Source organism: Bradyrhizobium glycinis, from assembly GCF_016031655.1.
GTDB lineage: Bacteria > Pseudomonadota > Alphaproteobacteria > Rhizobiales > Xanthobacteraceae > Bradyrhizobium > Bradyrhizobium glycinis.
Genome location: NZ_JACCHQ010000004.1, coordinates 282,532 through 300,037 on the forward strand (window position 1 = coordinate 282,532; position 17,506 = coordinate 300,037).

Annotated in this window: 12 protein-coding genes and 1 pseudogene; 11 read left to right on the forward strand and 2 right to left on the reverse strand. The window is 62.7% G+C overall.

Annotated elements, in window-relative coordinates:
• Positions 1-550: 550 nt before the first annotated feature.
• The 9 genes from HZZ16_RS10045 to HZZ16_RS10085 all read left to right on the forward strand — a co-directional run bounded on the left by HZZ16_RS10045 (position 551) and on the right by HZZ16_RS10085 (position 12,513).
• Positions 551-2,242 carry an ABC transporter ATP-binding protein gene (locus HZZ16_RS10045; RefSeq protein ID WP_197948301.1) on the forward strand — a complete coding sequence of 564 codons (1,692 nt, stop codon included), beginning with the start codon at positions 551-553 and terminating at the stop codon, positions 2,240-2,242.
• A complete protein-coding gene (locus HZZ16_RS10050) occupies positions 2,239-3,909 on the forward strand; it encodes a peptide ABC transporter substrate-binding protein (protein WP_197948302.1) in 1,671 nt (556 codons plus the stop codon). The genes HZZ16_RS10045 and HZZ16_RS10050 overlap by 4 nt, the downstream gene beginning before the upstream one ends.
• A 59-nt stretch (positions 3,910-3,968) precedes the next feature.
• A complete protein-coding gene (locus tag HZZ16_RS10055; protein WP_197948303.1) occupies positions 3,969-4,919 on the forward strand; it encodes an ABC transporter permease in 951 nt (316 codons plus the stop codon).
• A gap of 35 nt (positions 4,920-4,954) precedes the next feature.
• Positions 4,955-5,833: an ABC transporter permease gene (locus HZZ16_RS10060; protein ID WP_197948304.1), complete on the forward strand. Its 879-nt coding sequence runs from the start codon at positions 4,955-4,957 to the stop codon at positions 5,831-5,833.
• A 54-nt stretch (positions 5,834-5,887) separates the two neighbouring features.
• On the forward strand, positions 5,888-7,198 hold the full coding sequence (locus HZZ16_RS10065; RefSeq protein ID WP_197948305.1) for an NAD(P)/FAD-dependent oxidoreductase: 1,311 nt from the start codon (positions 5,888-5,890) through the stop codon (positions 7,196-7,198).
• Between the two features lie 176 nt (positions 7,199-7,374).
• The gene (locus tag HZZ16_RS10070; protein WP_197948306.1) at positions 7,375-8,250 is read left to right on the forward strand and encodes a GNAT family N-acetyltransferase; all 876 of its coding nucleotides are present in this window, start codon (positions 7,375-7,377) and stop codon (positions 8,248-8,250) included.
• Between the two features lie 10 nt (positions 8,251-8,260).
• Positions 8,261-9,445, forward strand: a complete 1,185-nt coding sequence (locus HZZ16_RS10075) for an alanine racemase (protein WP_197948307.1) — start codon at positions 8,261-8,263, stop codon at positions 9,443-9,445.
• 65 nt (positions 9,446-9,510) lie between these two features.
• On the forward strand, positions 9,511-10,974 hold the full coding sequence (locus HZZ16_RS10080) for an aldehyde dehydrogenase family protein (RefSeq protein WP_197948308.1): 1,464 nt from the start codon (positions 9,511-9,513) through the stop codon (positions 10,972-10,974).
• Positions 10,975-11,190: 216 nt separating this feature from the next.
• A complete protein-coding gene (locus tag HZZ16_RS10085; RefSeq protein ID WP_197948309.1) occupies positions 11,191-12,513 on the forward strand; it encodes an NAD(P)/FAD-dependent oxidoreductase in 1,323 nt (440 codons plus the stop codon).
• A gap of 429 nt (positions 12,514-12,942) precedes the next feature.
• On the opposite strand, the gene HZZ16_RS10090 is transcribed toward HZZ16_RS10085, so the two are convergent.
• On the reverse strand, positions 12,943-13,335 hold the full coding sequence (locus HZZ16_RS10090; protein ID WP_197948310.1) for a VOC family protein: 393 nt from the start codon (positions 13,333-13,335) through the stop codon (positions 12,943-12,945).
• A 381-nt stretch (positions 13,336-13,716) separates the two neighbouring features.
• On the opposite strand from HZZ16_RS10090, the pseudogene HZZ16_RS10095 reads away from it, so the two are divergent.
• A pseudogene (locus HZZ16_RS10095) lies at positions 13,717-14,152 on the forward strand (CBS domain-containing protein).
• 192 nt (positions 14,153-14,344) lie between these two features.
• On the opposite strand, the gene HZZ16_RS10100 reads toward HZZ16_RS10095, so the two are convergent.
• On the reverse strand, positions 14,345-16,336 hold the full coding sequence (locus tag HZZ16_RS10100) for a protein-L-isoaspartate(D-aspartate) O-methyltransferase (RefSeq protein WP_197948311.1): 1,992 nt from the start codon (positions 16,334-16,336) through the stop codon (positions 14,345-14,347).
• Between the two features lie 578 nt (positions 16,337-16,914).
• On the opposite strand from HZZ16_RS10100, the gene HZZ16_RS10105 reads away from it, so the two are divergent.
• Positions 16,915-17,506, forward strand: a 592-nt coding sequence (locus HZZ16_RS10105) for an IS110 family transposase (RefSeq protein ID WP_197948312.1), incomplete at its 3' end; no start/stop codon positions are given.

Below are 17,506 nucleotides of genomic sequence, written 5' to 3' on the forward strand. Positions count from 1 at the left end.
GCAATTCACTGCGAGAATATTTGCTTGCAGGGCATTTCGCAGGCATCGTCACCCCGCACGCTGCGCGATTGCGCTTTGCGCCGCGCCGGGCGCTCATCCTGCACACATTGACGGCCCTCGCGTGCAGACTGAAATGCCAAATCGGACTTCGTTTTTAGAAGTTCCTGCTGCTCGAATGCCGGGTTTCGGCGACTCCAGCATGATCCCATTGGTCAAGATCGGCGGAATATTCAAACTCGATCGAGAGGTCGAAACCCCGTGGAGGCGAACTGCATGAGCCTTGTCCAGGAAGTGACCTTCACGGAAGCGATCAAGCCACGACGGGGCGTGATGTGAGCTTCGCCTCGATGGAAGCGGCTGATTTGGCCGCTGCGGCACGCCGAGGAGATCTTGCTTATTGCGCCGGGAGGACTGAATCATGTCGCAGCCTCCAATGAGAGAAGGGCAGGTCGAGCGGCGGATAGTCGAGCTGTCTAAGGAGCGACGGCACGCAAAGGGCAGAGGTCGCCGGCGCCAGGAGCGCACCGCGCTGAAAGGGGAGGGTATTCTTATGGCCTCTGACGTGCAGGCTGCAGCCCCGACCGGTGTCGTGCTCTCGGTGCGCGATCTGAGCGTGAGCCTGCCTGAGGGAATGGAGCGAGCATACGCCGTCGAAAACATCTCCTTCGATCTGAAGCGCGGACAGATTCTCTGTATCATCGGGGAATCGGGATCGGGCAAGTCGGTCACCGCGAATGCGATCATGGGGCTCCTGCCGAAAGCGATCCGGGTCTCCTCGGGCGCGATCCACCTGGATGGGACGAACATCGTAGGCCTCTCGCCCGACAAGCTCCGCAGCCTGCGCGGCCGCGTCGTGTCGATGATCTTTCAAGATCCTCTCTCGGCGCTCAATCCGTTGATGACAGTGGGCGCGCAGATCGAGGAGGTAATGGCTGCGCATGATGTTGGCACGCCGGCGTCCCGGCGCAGCCGCGCCATCGATTTGCTGACCGAAGTGGGCCTGCCCGATCCGCCGCTCATGTATCACCAATATCCGTTCCGACTTTCGGGCGGGCAGCGGCAGCGGGTGATGATCGCCATGGCCCTGGCTCTCGAGCCCGCGATCCTGATCGCGGACGAGCCCACCACCGCACTCGACGTGACCACCCAGGCGCAGATCCTGCAGTTGATCCGCGACATCCAGCGCCGCAAAGGCATGAGCGTCATGTTCATCACCCACGACTTCGGCGTCGTCGCCGAAATTGCCGACTACGTCGTCGTGATGGAGAAGGGTCATTGCGTCGAGCAGGGCAGTGCCGAACAGGTGCTGAAGTCGCCCAGCCATCTCTATACGCGCCGCCTGATCGCGGCGGTGCCGCACCTGACCGGCAAGGACCGCATTCCCCGGGAAGCCTCGGACAGAGCGTCCGTGCTCAAGGCCGAGGGCCTCGTAAAGACCTATCGCAGCGGCAGCGCGTTGTTCGGTACGCAGCGCATCGTGCCCGCGGTCAATGGGGTCAGCTTCGACATCACCTCGGGGCGCACGCTTGGCGTTGTCGGAGAAAGCGGTTCGGGCAAATCGTCGCTCGGCCGGCTTCTGATCAAGCTCATGGAATGTGACAGCGGTTCGATCCTGTTCGAGGGCCGCGACATTGCTGGGCTTTCGGAAGCCGAGTTTCGGCCGCTGCGGCCAAAGATCCAGATGATCTTCCAGGATCCTTTTGCCTCGCTTAATCCGCGATCGACCGTTGGGCACATTCTGACGGTCGGCCCGGTCGCGCATGGGATGCACTACAGCGAGGCTGCCGAGCGGGCGCGGGAGCTGCTGTCACATGTCGGCCTCGATGCAGGCGCCTTCGACCGTTATCCGCACGAGTTCTCCGGCGGGCAGCGCCAGCGCATCGGAATCGCACGGGCGCTGATGTTCAAGCCGAGATTGCTGATCGCCGACGAGGCGGTCTCTGCGCTGGACGTCTCGATCCAGGCCCAGATCCTGAAACTCCTGGATCAGATTCAGCGGGAGACCGGCGTCTCGATGATCTTCATCACGCACGATCTGCGCGTCGCAAGCCAGATCTGCGATGAAATCGCCGTCATGCATCGCGGACAGATCGTCGAATGCGGGCCACCGTCGCAGATCTTCCTCGACCCGAAATCCAGCTATACGCGAGAATTGGTGGCAGCTATCCCGGGTGAGCAGCCCGCAAGCACGCCCGAACATGCAGACTTCGGCCCACATCACAATCGAGGAGAGACGTTATGACCAACCGTTCTGGGACGACATCGACCTACTCGCGGCGCGATGCTCTGCGCATGGTGGGAATCGGCGGAGCTGCCGGCCTCTTCGCGCCAAATCTTCTGGGGAAGCCCGCGCGCGCCCGCACCGCTCCGGCAAAGCCGAACGGCCGCGTGATCGTCGGGCTCGGGCAGGAGCCGACCGTCTTCAATCCGCTGATGGTCCACATCGAGGTCGATGACGGCGTGCATTTCTCGGTGTTCGACGCGCTCTTCCGCATCGATCCTCAAGGCGTCATCCAGCCCAACCTCGCCGTGGAAGTGCCGAATCAAAAGAACGGCGGCATTTCCGAGGACGGTCTCAAATGGCGCATTCGTCTGCGCGATGATGTCCGCTGGCACGACGGCACACCTTTCAGTGCCGAGGACGTGAAGTTCACACTCGAACTGATCACCAATCCCAATTTCCGCAGCTGGCGCACCGCCGGCCATTCACTGGTGCGCGACATCACGGTGATGTCGCCCACGGAGATCTCGTGGCGAATGGAGGAGGCCTTTGCGCCGTATCTGTCCTTCCTGACCGAAACGTTCATCGTGCCCAAGCACATCCTCGGGAAAGAGGCCAATCCAAACAATGCCCCGTTCAATCAGGCGCCGATCGGCACCGGCGCATTCAAGTGGGCCAAGCGAGTTCCCGGCGACCATCTCGAGCTCGTCGCCAACACCGACTATTTCGGTGAAGGCCCTCACATCGAGCGGCTGGTGTTCAAATACATTCCCGATCTCACGGTGCTCTACACCCAGTTCAAGAGCGGCGACATCGACCTCGTGGGCCAGCCCTACATCACGCCCGATCATTATGGGGAAGCCAAGACGCTGCCGAACCGCGTGGTGACGCTCGTCCCGAGGGCCTCGTTCGAGTCCTTTTACCTGAACCTCGAGCGCCCGCAGTTCAAGGAGCTCGCGGTGCGCGAGGCGCTTTATGCCGCGATCGACAAGGAATCGATCGTCCAGGGACTCTATTACGGGGTGCCGACCCCGACGGAGACCTTCATGCCGAGGCAGTCCTTCTTCTTCAATTCCAATCTGCCACTGCACCAATTCGACCTGAATCGCGCGCGCAAGATCCTCGATCAAGCCGGCTGGGCTCCCGGAGCGGGCGGCATTCGGACCAAGAACGGCGTTCGTCTGTCCTTCACCAACTCGACCACGTCGGGCGATCCCCTTCGCGAACAGGTGCAGCAATTCCTGCAGCAGACGTTTGCGCAGCTCGGCATCGAAATGAAGATATCGAACCTGCCCGCCGCGGTGATGTGGGGCGAGTTCTGGATGCAGTCCCAGTTCGATTCCGTGATCGTCGGCAGCTCGTATCTGATCGGCGCTGACCCGGACGTCAGCAATCGCCTGCACTCGCGTTCGATCGGCGCGAAGGGCGGGCGCGGGTCGAACAATGCGCAATATGCCAATCCCGAGGTCGATGCTCTGCTCGACAAGGGCGCGCGCACCTTCGATCCCGAAGCCCGGCGCGCGATCTATTATCGGGTCCAGGAGCTTGTTCGTCGGGATCTGCCCTTCCTTCCGCTGTACCAGAGCAACGCCGTCGAAGGTCTCAAGAAGGGGATCAGCGGCTTCGTGCCGAACGGCAATACGCGCACGGAATCCTGGAACGCGGTGGCCTGGTCTTGGGCGAGCTGATCTCTCGCCGCCGGACCCGCAAGCCGGCGGCGGCAGCGTCACGCTAACGGAGGACTTGCATGTCGGGATTCCTGCTCAGTCGTCTCTCGCAGAGCATCGTGCTGCTGGTGATCGTCTCGATCATCGGCTTTACGGTTCTCAACCTCATGCCGGGCGGTCCCCTCGCGCAATTCGGGCTCGATCCCGGCATGACTCAGAAGGATGTCGAGCGTCTCGCCGCGCAGCTCGGGCTCAACAGGCCGCTCTGGATTCAGTATCTCGATTGGGCCTGGCGGCTGCTTCAGGGCGATTGGGGACATTCGTTCCGCGACGGTTCTGCGGTGCTGACGGTGATCGGTCGGCATCTCTCGGCGACCCTGCTGCTGATGGGCACGTCCACCGCCCTGGCGATCGCGGCCGGCACCTGGATCGGAATCCGCGGCGCCACCCACCGCTACTCGCTGTTCGACTATTGCGCGACCGTGGGCGCCATGGTCGCCCTGTCGGTCCCGACGTTCTGGTTCGGACTCGTCGGCATCTACATCTTCACGCTGAAGCTCGGCTGGGTGCCGGCAGGCAACATGTACACGATCGGCGACGGCTCGGTGCTGGACTATCTGCACCACCTGATCCTGCCGAGTTTGGTGCTATCGCTGGTTCATGTCGCGATCTGGAGCCGCTACATGCGCACCGCGACCCTCGATGCGCTCAGCCAGGATTTCGTCAAGACGGCCCGCGCCAAGGGCGTGAGCGAGCGCCGCATCTTGCTGAAGCATGTGGTCGGCAATGCGCTGTTGCCGATGATCACGCTGGCGGGGATGCAGCTGCCCAGCATCCTGACCGGCGCGTTGGTGACCGAGACGGTCTTCACCTGGCCGGGAATGGGGCGGCTGTTTCTCGACAGCCTCGGCTACAGCGATTACCCGGTCGTGATGGGGCTGTTGATCTTCTCGGCCGTCCTGGTCGTGTTGGGCAATCTGATCGCCGACATCGTCATTGCTATCGTCGACCCACGCATTCGGCTGGCTTGAGCGCGCTCGTTCGCTGCTAACAGGAGGCAACAGACATGACCACCATCGTCGCATACGCAGCTCCGACACGCTGGTGGCACAGCCGCGCGGTGCATCGCTTCCTCCGCCATCATTTGGCGCTCGCGGGAATTGCGATGATCAGCCTGCTTGTGCTGGCGTGTATCGTCGGGCCCTATGCCTTGCCTTATGACATGCTCTACATCGACTTGCGCGCACGCTTTGCGTCGCCACTGAGCGGTCACCACTATCTCGGCACCGATCCGCTGGGGCGTGACCTGGCTGCGCGGCTGTTGATGGCCGGGCGCGTCTCGTTGCTGGTGGGATTCTCCGCGATGCTGCTGTCGACGCTGATCGGTACGCTGGTCGGCGTGACGGCGGGCTACCGTGGAGGCTGGGTCGGTGCGGCGCTGATGCGAACGGTCGACGGTTTCCTGTCCTATCCGTCGATTTTCCTCGTGTTGGCGCTGGCCGCAACGCTGCGGCCGAGCCCCGCGATGATTACCGTCATCATTGCCGTCACCAGCTGGATGGAGACGGCCAGAATAGTCGAAGCCGAGGTCCGCTCCCTGCGCGAGCGTGAATTCGTCCAGGCGGCACGCATGGTGGGGCTGAGCCGGAGCCACATCATGTTTCGCGAGGTCTTGCCCAATGCAATCGGTCCCATCATCGTCGCGGCAAGCCTCGCCGTCGCCCGCGCGATCCTCCTGGAAGCCTATATCAGCTTTCTCGGCTACGGCATCCAGCCGCCGCTGCCCAGCTGGGGCAACATGCTCAACGGTGCCCAGCAATATCTGGCGAGCGCTCCATGGCTCGCCATCGTTCCCGGCGCCGCGATCACGATCGCGGTGACGAGCTTCAATTTCATCGGCGACGGTCTGCGCGATGCCCTCGACGTCCGAGACGATCACACATGACCAATGTGAGCCAAGCCACGGCTGAACATAATAAACGTAAGAGAAGCAAACGCCATGCACGGGCCGCGAGTTGAGGAGAAGGACACGCCCTATTGGTGGGAGGCCGCTCCGCTCAAGCCTCTGCCGCAGCAGCCGCTACCGAACAAGCTCGACGTGCTCATCGTGGGCGCGGGTTATGCCGGACTTTCGGCGGGGCTGGTGCTGGCGCGCGAAGGGCGCTCGGTTGCAGCGTTCGATGCCATGGATCCGGGTGAGGGAGCGTCTACGCGCAATGGCGGCATCACCAGCGGATCCATTCGCCCCGACTACGCGACGCTCGCAAGGCGGTTCGGGGAAGACACGGCGCAAGCGATCGAGGCCGAAGGCAAGCTCGCGCGCGAATTTCTGTACGACTTCATCAGGACCGAGGGCCTCGACTGCGATTTCCAGCTGACGGGCCAGTTCAAAGGTGCCTTCGGATACGAGCAATACGAAATCATGGCCCGCAGCGCCGAGGCGCTGGCGAAGAAATTGCGGATCGAGGCTTACGCGGTCCCCTATGCCGAGCAGCGCAAATACATCGGCACCGACGTCTATCGCGGCGGCACGGTACGGATGGACATCGGCGGGCTGCACCCGGCGAAATTCCATGCCGAGCTACTGCGCGTCTCGCTCGCTGCGGGCTTGGCCGTCCACGCACGGATGCCGGTCCTCTCAATCGAGCGAGATGGTTCCGGATTCCGCGTCGTGACCGCGGCCGGCGCGGTCCAGGCGAGTCAGGTGCTGGTGTGTACCAATGGCTACACCGACGGTGCCGTGCCCTTCCTACGTCGCAGGTTGGTCCCGGTTCGCAGCCGGATCATTGCGACCGAGGAGCTCGCGCCTGACGTCATGGCGCGGCTGATGCCGAAGCGCATGACGATCACCGAGAACCGGGAGGTCGGCTTCTATTACCGGCCATCGCCCGACGGCAGGCGCATTCTGCTCGGCGGCCGCGACAGCTCGCGGGTCGGCGACCCCGTCGCTCCGAAGCTGCTGTTGCGCAAAGGCCTGGTCAATCTGTTTCCTGAACTCGAAACCGTTCGCCTCTCGCACAGGTGGTTCGGTAATGTCGCCATGAACCGCGACATGATCCCGCGCATCTTCGAGAAGGATGGTATCGTCTATGCCACTGGCTTCTGCGGCTCGGGTGTGGTCTGGGCGCCCTGGATCGGCATGCATGCGGCCCGCAAGCTGATAGGACATGAGGAGCGCGCACGGACGGCCTTTGACTTCCGGCCTCCGGCCTTCATCCCGTTCTATCGCGGCAACCCCTGGTTCATGCCGGCCTTCATTCAGGGCTATCGGATGCGGGATCGGATCGCAATGTGGCGTGCCAGCCGCTGATGGCAGATTGGTCTGCCTGCGGCATCATCAATGAAATCCTGTGCCGAACTTTGCGCGGCTCCGATTGCATCGTGCTGTCAGGTCCAAGCTAGGCTGCGAACCATGCGAGCACAGTCAGCCGGTGCTCGTCCCGACAGGTGCCGGCGATACAGCCGCCATGCCGCAAGAGACAACTCATGACGACCATCGCAGCTTGCCAGCCTGAAGATCACGACGATGGGGCGGTGGCCCTCGTTCCTTTTGCCAGATCGCATCTCGAAGGCGCTTTAAAGCTCTCGCAAGAGGTGTCCTGGCCCTACCGGTTCGAGGATTGGGATGTCGCGCTGCAGTTGGGCCAAGGCTTCGTTCTTGAGCGCGCCGGCGCCGTGATCGGGACTGCTGCCTGGTGGGCGTATGGCGAGAGTCATGCATCCGTCGGCATGATTATCGTCGCGAGCGCCGCTCAGGGCCGCGGCTATGGGGCGCGGCTCATGGATGCGCTGCTGACGTCGGCGTATCCGCGCAGTATCCTGCTGAATGCGACGGCGCAAGGCATCCCGCTTTACCGGCGCCGCGGTTTCGTTCCTGTTGGGGACATCCATCAGCATCAGGGAGTTCCAGGGGAAGCGTATACCGCGGTGCCCTCTCGTCTCGTCCGGTCGATGACGGCATCGGATTTCGAGGTGGTTGCACGGCTCGATCGCGAGGCGACCGGCTTGGAGCGGCGGCAGCTGCTGAACCGGCTGTTCGACAGCGGCGACGGCTATGTTCTGCAGCGCGACGGCATCCCGCGCGGTTACGCGATCTCCCGTCTGTTCGGCCGCGGGCACGTCATCGGGCCTGTCGGTGCCGAAAATCCGGCCGATGCACGCGCGCTGATCGAGACCGCACTCGCCGTTCTCGGGCGTCGTTTCGTCCGGATCGATACCTCCTCCACGTCCGAGCTTGGGGAGTGGCTCGACGGCATCGGCCTGCAGCAGGTCAGTGAGGTCACCACCATGATCCTCGGCAAGCAGCCAGCGGCAACCGGGCCCGCGCGCACATTCGCGCTCGCCAGTCAGTCCTTCGGCTAGGAGACATCGCATGCTACGCCAGGACACGCGCGCAACGGATATCCGGCATGGTGCGACGACTGCAACGGTCGGCACGTTGGCAACGCCGGCTCTCCTGCTCGACAAGGATCGGCTGCACCGCAATCTCGCCCGTCTGTCCTCTCGCATGGCCGCGCGCGGCGTGTTGCTGCGCCCGCATATGAAAACCGCCAAATCTATCGACGTCGCCCGGCGCGTACATCGGTCCAGGCCGGGGCCGATCACCGTCTCTACACTGGCGGAAGCGGAGTACTTCGCGCATCACGGCTTCAAGGACATGACCTATGCCGTGGGTCTGGCACCGCACACCGCCGTGAGAGCAATGCGCCTGCGGGAAGCAGGCATCGATCTCAAGGTGCTGCTCGACTCGCCTGAACAGGCGACGATGCTGGGCGCGGCCGGCCGCGCCGCCGGTGTGACGCCGTCCGCCTTCATCGAGATCGACTGCGACGGTCACCGCGGCGGACTGACTGCCAACGATCCCAGGCTCATCACCGTCGCGGCCGCTATGGCCGAGGCCGGCGTCAAGCTCGCCGGCATTCTCACCCATGCCGGCGAATCCTATGGCCTCTGCACGCCCGAGGCCCTTGCCGCAGCGGCGGAGAATGAGAGGGCCGTCGCAGTTGCAGCCGCAAAGGCCCTGCGGTCAGCGGGCCATGAATGCCTCGTCGTGAGCGTCGGCTCGACGCCAACGGCCCATTTCGCCGAAAACCTCACCGGCGTGACGGAGGTCAGGGCCGGCGTCTACATGTTCTTCGATCTCGTCATGCACGGTGTCGGTGTCTGCGCGACCGACGACATCGCCATCTCGGTACTTGCCACCGTGATCGGCACGAAGCGGGAGAAGGGCTGGATTCTGGTTGATGCAGGTTGGATGGCGCTGTCGCGTGATCGTGGCACTGCGGCGCAGCGGGTCGACCAGGGCTACGGCCTCGTTTGCGATCTGTCCGGCAAGATCTATCCCGACCTGATCGTTGCGCAGGCGAGCCAGGAGCACGGCATTCTCGCCATCAGGCCGGGGTCGGCGCAAGTTTTGCCGGATCTTGCGGTCGGCGCAAAGGTCAGGATCCTGCCCAATCACGCCTGCGCGACGGCCGCGCAACACGAGCTGTACAACGTCGTCTCCGCCGGCAGCGACGCGATTCACGCCCGATGGCACCGTATGCGCGGCTGGTAGGGCTGGCCGGTGATCCGGTTCGTTGCCGCTAATCGGCGCCTATTACCGCATCAAGGATCGTTCCAATGACCTCGCCCCTTCGGCACCTGACGGAAGCCGGCTTCGCCGAAAGATTCTACATAGACGGAGAATGGCGGAAGCCGATCGGATCAGTCACGGGAGCAGCAACCGTCATCAATCCGGCGACGGAGCAGCCGATCGCTGACGTCGCGCTCGGCGATGATGATGATGTAGACTGCGCCATCGCAGGCGCTAGACGGGCCTTCGTCGGTTGGTCCATGACACGGCCTGCTGAGAGGGCGGCGCTCCTCGACCGGGTCCATGGCTTGCTGCTCGAGCGGCTGGAGCTGTTCGCGCAAGCTCTCACCTGCGAGATGGGAGCCGCCATCACCTATGCACGCCGCGCTCAGATCCCCCTCGCCGCCGAGCATATCCGTGTCGCCCGCGACAGTCTTGCGACCTATCCCTTCGTCACGCCCCGCGGCAGCACTGCAATCATGCGCGAGGCGATCGGCGTCTGTGGCCTCATCACGCCTTGGAATTGGCCCCTCTATCAGATCACGGCGAAGGTCGGTCCGGCGCTCGCGGCGGGCTGCACCGTAGTGTTGAAGCCGAGCGAATTGTCGCCGCTGAGTGCCTTGCTGTTCGCCGAGGTGATGCACGATGCCGGCTGCCCGCCCGGTGTTTTCAACCTCGTCAATGGGACCGGTCCGATCGTGGGCGCCGCTCTCGCGTCGCATCCGCAGGTCGACATGATCTCGATCACCGGCTCGACGCGGGCAGGGGTTCTCGTCGCGCAAGCGGCGGCGCCCACCGTCAAGCGCGTCGCCCAGGAACTCGGCGGCAAGTCGCCGAACATCATTTTGCCGGATGCCGATCTCAGCCGGGCTGTTCCGCTCGGTGTCGGCGCCGCCTTCCGTAATCTGGGCCAATCCTGCAGCGCACCGACGCGTATGCTGGTGTCCCGCTCACAGGCGGAAGAGGTCGAGATGCTAGCGGCGGCCGCCGCTTCTGAATTGGTGGTCGGCGATCCCCTTGCGGAAGGCACGACCCATGGTCCGATCGCCAACCGGCCGCAGTTCGAGCGCGTGCAGACCATGATCAATGTCGGTCTGAAGGAAAGTGCCAAGCTCGTCATCGGCGGGCCGGGGCGGCCCGACGGCCTTCAGATTGGCCTCTATGCGCGACCGACCATTTTCTCGAACGTCCATCGCGATATGAAGATCGCGCAGGAGGAGATCTTCGGTCCGGTGCTGGCGATCATGCCCTACGACACCGTGGACGAGGCGGTCGAGATCGCCAACGACACCATCTACGGTCTCGGCGCTCACGTGCAAGGCACTGATATGGAGACGGTGCGGGCCGTCGCCGGGCGGATTCGGTCGGGACAAGTCCATCTCAATTATCCCGACTGGGACCCCAACGCACCGTTCGGCGGATACAAGCGCTCCGGCAACGGTCGCGAGTACGGCGTTGAGGGCATGGAGGAGTATCTCGAGACCAAGGCCGTTCTCGGATTTTACCGATGAAGACCTGCGATCTACCCGGAGCAATCCATTCAGATCGGAGAATATCAGCATGTCGCGAGAGGATCGAACGCAGCTTCGATCAATGAAGCGGTCAAAAACCCGAGCATCTTGCGGAGTCCTGGATGATTTCAGCACATTCTACCGAGCGCACGATGCGATGACGGGCTGATCGGAAGCTTTGCTTCCGCATTCTTGGCAGCCGAGGTTGGTTGGAACATGTCGCCCCACGTCGAGCGCATTCATAGCGACGAGCGTCTCCCGGCCGAGGCCGATGTCGTCGTCGTCGGTGGCGGCATCCTCGGCTCTACGGCCGCCTATTACCTGGCGAAGCGGGGCCTCTCCGTAGCGCTTCTCGAGAAGGGCCACGTCGCCTGTGAACAATCGAGCCGAAACTGGGGTTGGTGCCGCCAGCAGAACCGCGACCGGCGCGAACTGCCGCTATCCGTGCTCTCCATGCGGCTGTGGGACGAACTCACGCGCGATATCAATCGGGACCTTGGATTCCGTCGCTGCGGTCTCGTCTATGCGACCCATGACGAGGCTGTGCTCGCCGGCTGGGAAAAGTGGCGCGAGGTCGCCCGGGAGTACGGCGTCGACACTCGCGTGCTGAGCCGGGCGGAGGTGGCCGAGCGCGTCCCCGAAGCGCGCGACAAATGGGTCGGCGGGACCTATTCGGCGCGAGACGGCAAGGCCGAACCTGCGCTCGCCGCGCCGGCTATCGCCGAGGGGGCCAGAGTTCTGGGCGCCACGATCCACCAGGGATGTGCCGCGCGGGCGCTCGATCTGGCAAATGGCAAGATTGCGGGTGTGCACACGGAGAAGGGCTACATCAGAACCGGCGCCGTGCTGTGCGCCGCCGGCGCCTGGTCCTCGCGCTTCCTTCGGCCGCTCGGGGTCCGTTTCCCCCAAGCAAGCATCCGGCAGACCGCGCTGCGTTCCAACCCGACAATCAACATAGGCGAGGCGGTCTCGACACCCTACTGCACGATTACGCGCCGACTGGATGGCAGCTACACGCTTGCGATCAGCGGCAAGGCGAACCTCGAAATCACGCCCCAGGCGATCCGGTATAGCCGGGAATTCATGCCGCAGTTCTTGCGTCGCCTGAAGAACGTCAGGCTTGGCGTCGGCCAATCGTTCGTTTCAGGGCCGGATTCGATGTCGGCGCTGCTGACCAACGATGATCGGATCTTCGAACAGAATCGCGTGCTGGATCCTCCGCCATTGAAATGGCTGGTGAGCCAAGTGGTGGAGAGTGTCCGGAAAACCTTCCCCCAACTCGGCGAGATTAAGATCGACAGCGCCTGGGGCGGCTTCGTCGATTGCACGCCGGACGCAGTGCCCGTGGTGTCGCAGGTGGACGGGGTGGATGGCCTCGTGCTCGCGGCGGGCTGCTCGGGCCACGGCTTCGGTCTGGGTCCAGGGCTCGGCTATCTGGCCGCAGAGCTTGTCGTCAACGACACGCCTTGCGTTGATCCCACACCCTTCCGGCTGTCGCGTCTGACCGACGGCTCGAAGCTGGACATCGCCGCCATCTGAAGATCGAGCCGGATCCGTAGCTCGAACGGTAGGTGTTGATCCGACAAAGGCATCGAGTATTGCGCTCGCTTTCGATCTTCCACGACAGAGGTCGCTTTCGCACGCCTGGTAGCCCGAGGTCTTTCGACATTCCCCTGTATGAGCTTAAAGCTCCGTTCGCCCCAAGGCTCGCGAACTGCCTACGCGTAAGATTGAATCAAATATCGTAGGTTTGGTCGGTGTGTGGAAAGGCGGTAGCGCTCCCCCGCTGCCAATCCTCGGTTTTTTGCAAAACGCCGTGAGATTCGATGTCAGCTTTCGGCGCCGACCATTCGCTGCCTGGCGAAACGACAATGCCAAGCGTCATGCCCGCGACATGGCAGGAGCTTCGCTCCCATAAGGCGCCGTGAAGTCGAAGAGTCCGCAGCCAGCTTTTTCCGGACCGGCCGGTTACGGATTCCAGCCGCCGCTGCCGTACGGGCGCGTAATGATTTCGAGCAGATGCCCGTTCAGCTCTTCGAAGTAGAGGCCGCGTCCGCCGTCGTGGTCGTTGATCTCGGTTGGCTTCCGCTGCGCGGGATCAGCCCAGTAGGTCAGCTTCCGCTTCTGAATCCGATCAAAGATCGCATCGAACTCGGCGTCACCAACCAGGAAAGCATAGTGCTGACGCGCGAACTCTCCTTGCTGATCCATATAGTCGAGATTGGCGTCATTGTCGGTCCTGACCATATGGAACGGCCCCCAGCGCCGCGGCGCCGGCAGCCCTAGCATCTCAGCCAGGAAATCGGCCGACGCCTTGCTGTCGCGAGCTGACAGAATCGTATGATTGAAGTCGATAGCCATGTTCAGATCTCTGCAACGCAATGATCGGCACATCAAAACGGGTTAGACACAGGTGGTTCCTACTCGAATGCGCGGACACGCGAGGGACATTCAGTTCCCCAACGATAGGAACGAACGCAATTTCACGACATTCGCGGTGCGCGAAAATGACTGAGCAAATTATGGTGTCGGTCAGCTCAGCAAATCTGCACAGGAACAGGATGTGCCCCGCATCGTTTGGGAGACTAGGGACGCGGCACCCGGATGCGCGGAGCGATGTTCCCCGGCTATCAGGTAGAGCTGGCGCTCTGCGGAGTGTCACGAAATCAGGAAACTTGCCGTAGCTGACAATCGAACGAGCCCGCGCGTTAGCGAGGCTTAGAGCGCGACCAGGAGATGACCATGAAGAAGATCAGTGAAGTGATGACGCGCGATGCCAAAGTTGTAAGTCCCACCGACACGATCCAGGACGCAGCAAGGCTGATGAAGCAATGCGATTGTGTTGCCCGTCGGTGACGGCGATCGGCTCGTGGGCATGATCACCGATCGGGATATCGCGGTGCGCTGCATCGCGGACGGCAAAGGGCCGGACAGCAAGGTTCGTGACGCGATGAGCCAAGAGGTGAAATATTGTTTTGAAGACGAGGACATATCTCACGTCTGCGCGAACATGAGTGAGATACAGGTGCGGCGGTTGCCCGTCTTGGACCGGAACAAGCGCCTGGTCGGGATCGTATCGCTCAGTGATCTGGCACGCCAGTCGGCTGGGACTGCCAAGGCGCTGCATGGAATCGTTCGGCCGAGCCAGCAGCACAACCAGAGCTACGCTCTCGCCTGAGCCGCGTCGGCCTTCAGAGCGGATCGACTGATGAGAAGCAGGCGCGCGGTCTGTCCCTTGCGATCGCGGCGGTCAGGGCGATTTTACACGGTCATCCGCAGGCGGTGGCGGATGGCTGCGCGCTCGCTGGCCTGATTGACATGATCAGCAGAGGGTTGCGCAACGTCGTTGGTGCCGGCGCGGCCCCGCGTGTCAAAGCCCGAACGGATAGGTGTCGGGAGCACCAGGGCGACGATGCTCCGGTCCGAAGGGCGTGACCGCATGGGTCTCATCCAACCAGACGAAACCGTCGAACTGCTGAGGCAGCGAGGCCTCGGCGTAGTGGCTTTGCAGCTCGGTGTCAGGTCTGTAGATCACCCCAATGAAGCGTTCGAGACGAGGCTCGATCAGGCGACGCCGGAGGGCTTCATGGCGGCGGAATTCAATCATCCCGCGCTTCGCGCTCGCCTCATGAAACAGCCGCTCGTAACTGTCCGCGCGGGAGGGGCGGACACGCATCACTTCCATCTCGCCGTCCCAATCCGAGGCAGCGGCTACCGTGCCGGTGTGGGTGCCAAATCCGATGAGCGATGCCGCGTCGCCGAATTTCTGTCGGCAAAGCTGGCCGATGTTGAGCTCGTTGCGGACCGTCCCCATCTCTGTGAAGCGCGCATCGCCAATATGGGAATTGTGGGCCCAAACCACGGCTTTCGACTGGGCCCCATGGGCCTGGAGAATATGGTCCAAGGTTTCGAACATGTGGGTATCCCGCAGGTTCCAGGATTCCGCGCCGCCGTAATACATGATCCGGTAGTAGCGCTCGGCGGCCGCAATCAACCGGGCGTTCTGCGCCGCATCAAGGAAGCTGTCCGGGTCGCTTGCGCCATAAGCAAGCTGCTTGTTCAGGATGTCCTGACACTGTCGAATCACCTCAGCTTCGCATCTGCGATAGCCCTTCGTCAGCACGGCGCGCCCATAGGTCGACGGCTCGCGTTGCCATGGTGTCAAACATCCATAGCGCTCGCGGGCGACCGCCGCCGCTTCGGGATCGACGCTATCGAGATAGGCCAGAACGGCCGCGATCGAACTGCGCATGTTATAGATGTCGAGCCCGAAGAATCCGGCCCGGTTGCCTGGCGGCCTCTGCTCGTTATAGCCGCGCATCCAGTCCACGAAAGCGACAACGTCCGTGTTTCGCCACATCCAGGTCGGGAAGCGTTCGAACGGCGGCTCGTCGGGGCCGGGGCGCACGCGATCGCGAACGTAACGGTCGATTGCAGCGGCGTCGGGCCAATCCGCTTCCACAGCGACGATCGTAAAGCCGTGATCTTCAATCAGCCGGCGCGTGATCGCTGCGCGCGCCTGGTAGAACTCGGATGTACCGTGACTGGCCTCGCCCAGCAGGACCAGGCGCGAATGTTCGAACCGATCCAAGAGCGCTCCGAACGTGGGGTCGTCGAAGGCCGGCAAAGGTTCGATCGTGGTCCGGATCATGTCCGTCACCGACTGTGACCGCGCGTGGCCCGGAGTCAGGTTGCTCGCCGAACGCGTGCCATTCTCGGCCCATCCCTGCTCGCCGATCAGCGGCACGAAGCGAACAGCGCCCAAGGTCTCTTCATCGTAGTCCGTCGCCGTTCGGCGGGAGATCCGGAGCAGCGACTGTTCGTTCGCGAAATTGCCGACCGGAATGACGAGACGACCGCCGATCGTCAATTGGCGCTTGAGCGCCTCCGGAATCGAGGGGCCGCCGGCGGCAACCAGAATCGCGTCGAATGGTGCCTCATTGGCCAGACCGCGCGTACCGTCACCCGTATGAACCATGCAATTGGTATATCCGAGTAGATCCAGCCGTTCTGCGGCCACCCGTGCGAGCGAGGCATGTCGTTCGACGGTATGGACGGTGCCGGCGAGCCGGGATGCAATCGCCGCGGCATAGCCTGAGCCAGTGCCAACCTCGAGCACCTTGTCGGTTGATTTGAGCTCGGCCGCCTCGACCATCGCCGCGACGATATAAGGCTGCGAGATGGTTTGATCGTTCGCGATCGGCAGCGCGCTGTCCTCATATGCGAATTCTTCGAAGCCTGCTTCCACAAACCGTTCTCGCGGCACCCGACGCATGGCCTCCAGCACCCTGGGGTCGCGAATGCCGCGGCCGGCGAGTTGAACGTCGACCATGCGGTCGCGGAGATCAGCATATTCCGTCATCACAGCGTCCCTCCTCAGAAGCGTGAAAGCGACTGGGACGGACAAGTTCCTCCGAATGTTGAAACTGATCCGGGGCAATGGCTCGTACGCGGCGATGTCGATCAGGAAGGAAGTTCCGCTCGGGTGGAGGTCAGTATTATGGTGACGCCGAACAGGCGCGCCCCGCGGATTTGGCCTCTTTGGCCCGATATTGAGGTTCGCGGCCCTTCGAAGCTCGATCCGTTCGCGTTCGACTGGACATCCTACGTAGCTGAAATCGAACGAGCTTGCGCTGGCTGATGGGCCCGTAGAGTGGGGAGAGCTCTTGCGAAACCCATCACGCGTCACGTCGGCCGGTATCGATGGGTTTCGCCTCGCTCTACCCACCCTTGTATTAGCGCGATCGCCTATAATGAGCTGTTCCGTGAGGAATGGCCCAGCCCGGGTAGCCGCCCGAGCTGGGTCGCCGTTCGATCGGATCGGTACCCATCGAAGCCTTGAGGGCTGTCTGACGTAGCGAGATCGCGATCGGCACTTCATCGGGACCCGAATGGTTGAACGAACTTTAGGTTCGCATCACAAGGGAGGGATCGACGAAGATGACCAAGCATACCACGATCTGTGCCGGGATCGATACCGGCAAACGGAAGCTCGACGTGGCGATCGAGGGCCGCCGCGAGCAGCTGCAGGTGAAAAACACGCCGGAAGGTCATGCGACTTTGTTGGCGTGGCTACGACAACACCGCGTTAGACGCATCGGCATCGAGGCGAGCGGCGGTTACGAGCAGCCTGTCGTCGTCGAGCTGCGGCGCAAGCGGTTTGTGGTTGTGGTGTTCCAGCCGGCTCAAGTCCGGGCCTATGCCAAATTCCACTCGCGGCGGGCCAAGAACGACAAGATTGATGCCGCTCTTATTGCAGTCTGTACCGCGGCGGTGCGCAAGATCCACGCCGCACCCGATCCTCGATTGCTGTCGTTCGCCGAGCAACTGACCATGATCGATCAGATCGGCGAGGATATCGCGCGCCTGAAGAACAGGATCGAGAGCTGCCGTAACGTGGCAATCAACAAGCTCTGGCATGAGGATATCGCTCGCCTGGAGCAACGTGAGAGCGCCGAACTCAAGGCTCTGGTCGCCTCGATCCGCAAGTATCCCGATCTTGCCGAGAGGCTTGCGCTGATCAATAGCGTCG

Bases quoted from the DNA above. Each gene is read 5' to 3' on its own strand.
- HZZ16_RS10045 (WP_197948301.1), top strand. From the start codon at position 551: ATGGCCTCTGACGTGCAGGCTGCAGCCCCGACCGGTGTCGTGCTCTCG.
- HZZ16_RS10050 (WP_197948302.1), top strand. From the start codon at position 2,239: ATGACCAACCGTTCTGGGACGACATCGACCTACTCGCGGCGCGATGCT.
- HZZ16_RS10055 (WP_197948303.1), top strand. From the start codon at position 3,969: ATGTCGGGATTCCTGCTCAGTCGTCTCTCGCAGAGCATCGTGCTGCTG.
- HZZ16_RS10060 (WP_197948304.1), top strand. From the start codon at position 4,955: ATGACCACCATCGTCGCATACGCAGCTCCGACACGCTGGTGGCACAGC.
- HZZ16_RS10065 (WP_197948305.1), top strand. From the start codon at position 5,888: ATGCACGGGCCGCGAGTTGAGGAGAAGGACACGCCCTATTGGTGGGAG.
- HZZ16_RS10070 (WP_197948306.1), top strand. From the start codon at position 7,375: ATGACGACCATCGCAGCTTGCCAGCCTGAAGATCACGACGATGGGGCG.
- HZZ16_RS10075 (WP_197948307.1), top strand. From the start codon at position 8,261: ATGCTACGCCAGGACACGCGCGCAACGGATATCCGGCATGGTGCGACG.
- HZZ16_RS10080 (WP_197948308.1), top strand. From the start codon at position 9,511: ATGACCTCGCCCCTTCGGCACCTGACGGAAGCCGGCTTCGCCGAAAGA.
- HZZ16_RS10085 (WP_197948309.1), top strand. From the start codon at position 11,191: ATGTCGCCCCACGTCGAGCGCATTCATAGCGACGAGCGTCTCCCGGCC.
- HZZ16_RS10090 (WP_197948310.1), bottom strand. From the start codon at position 13,335: ATGGCTATCGACTTCAATCATACGATTCTGTCAGCTCGCGACAGCAAG.
- HZZ16_RS10100 (WP_197948311.1), bottom strand. From the start codon at position 16,336: ATGACGGAATATGCTGATCTCCGCGACCGCATGGTCGACGTTCAACTC.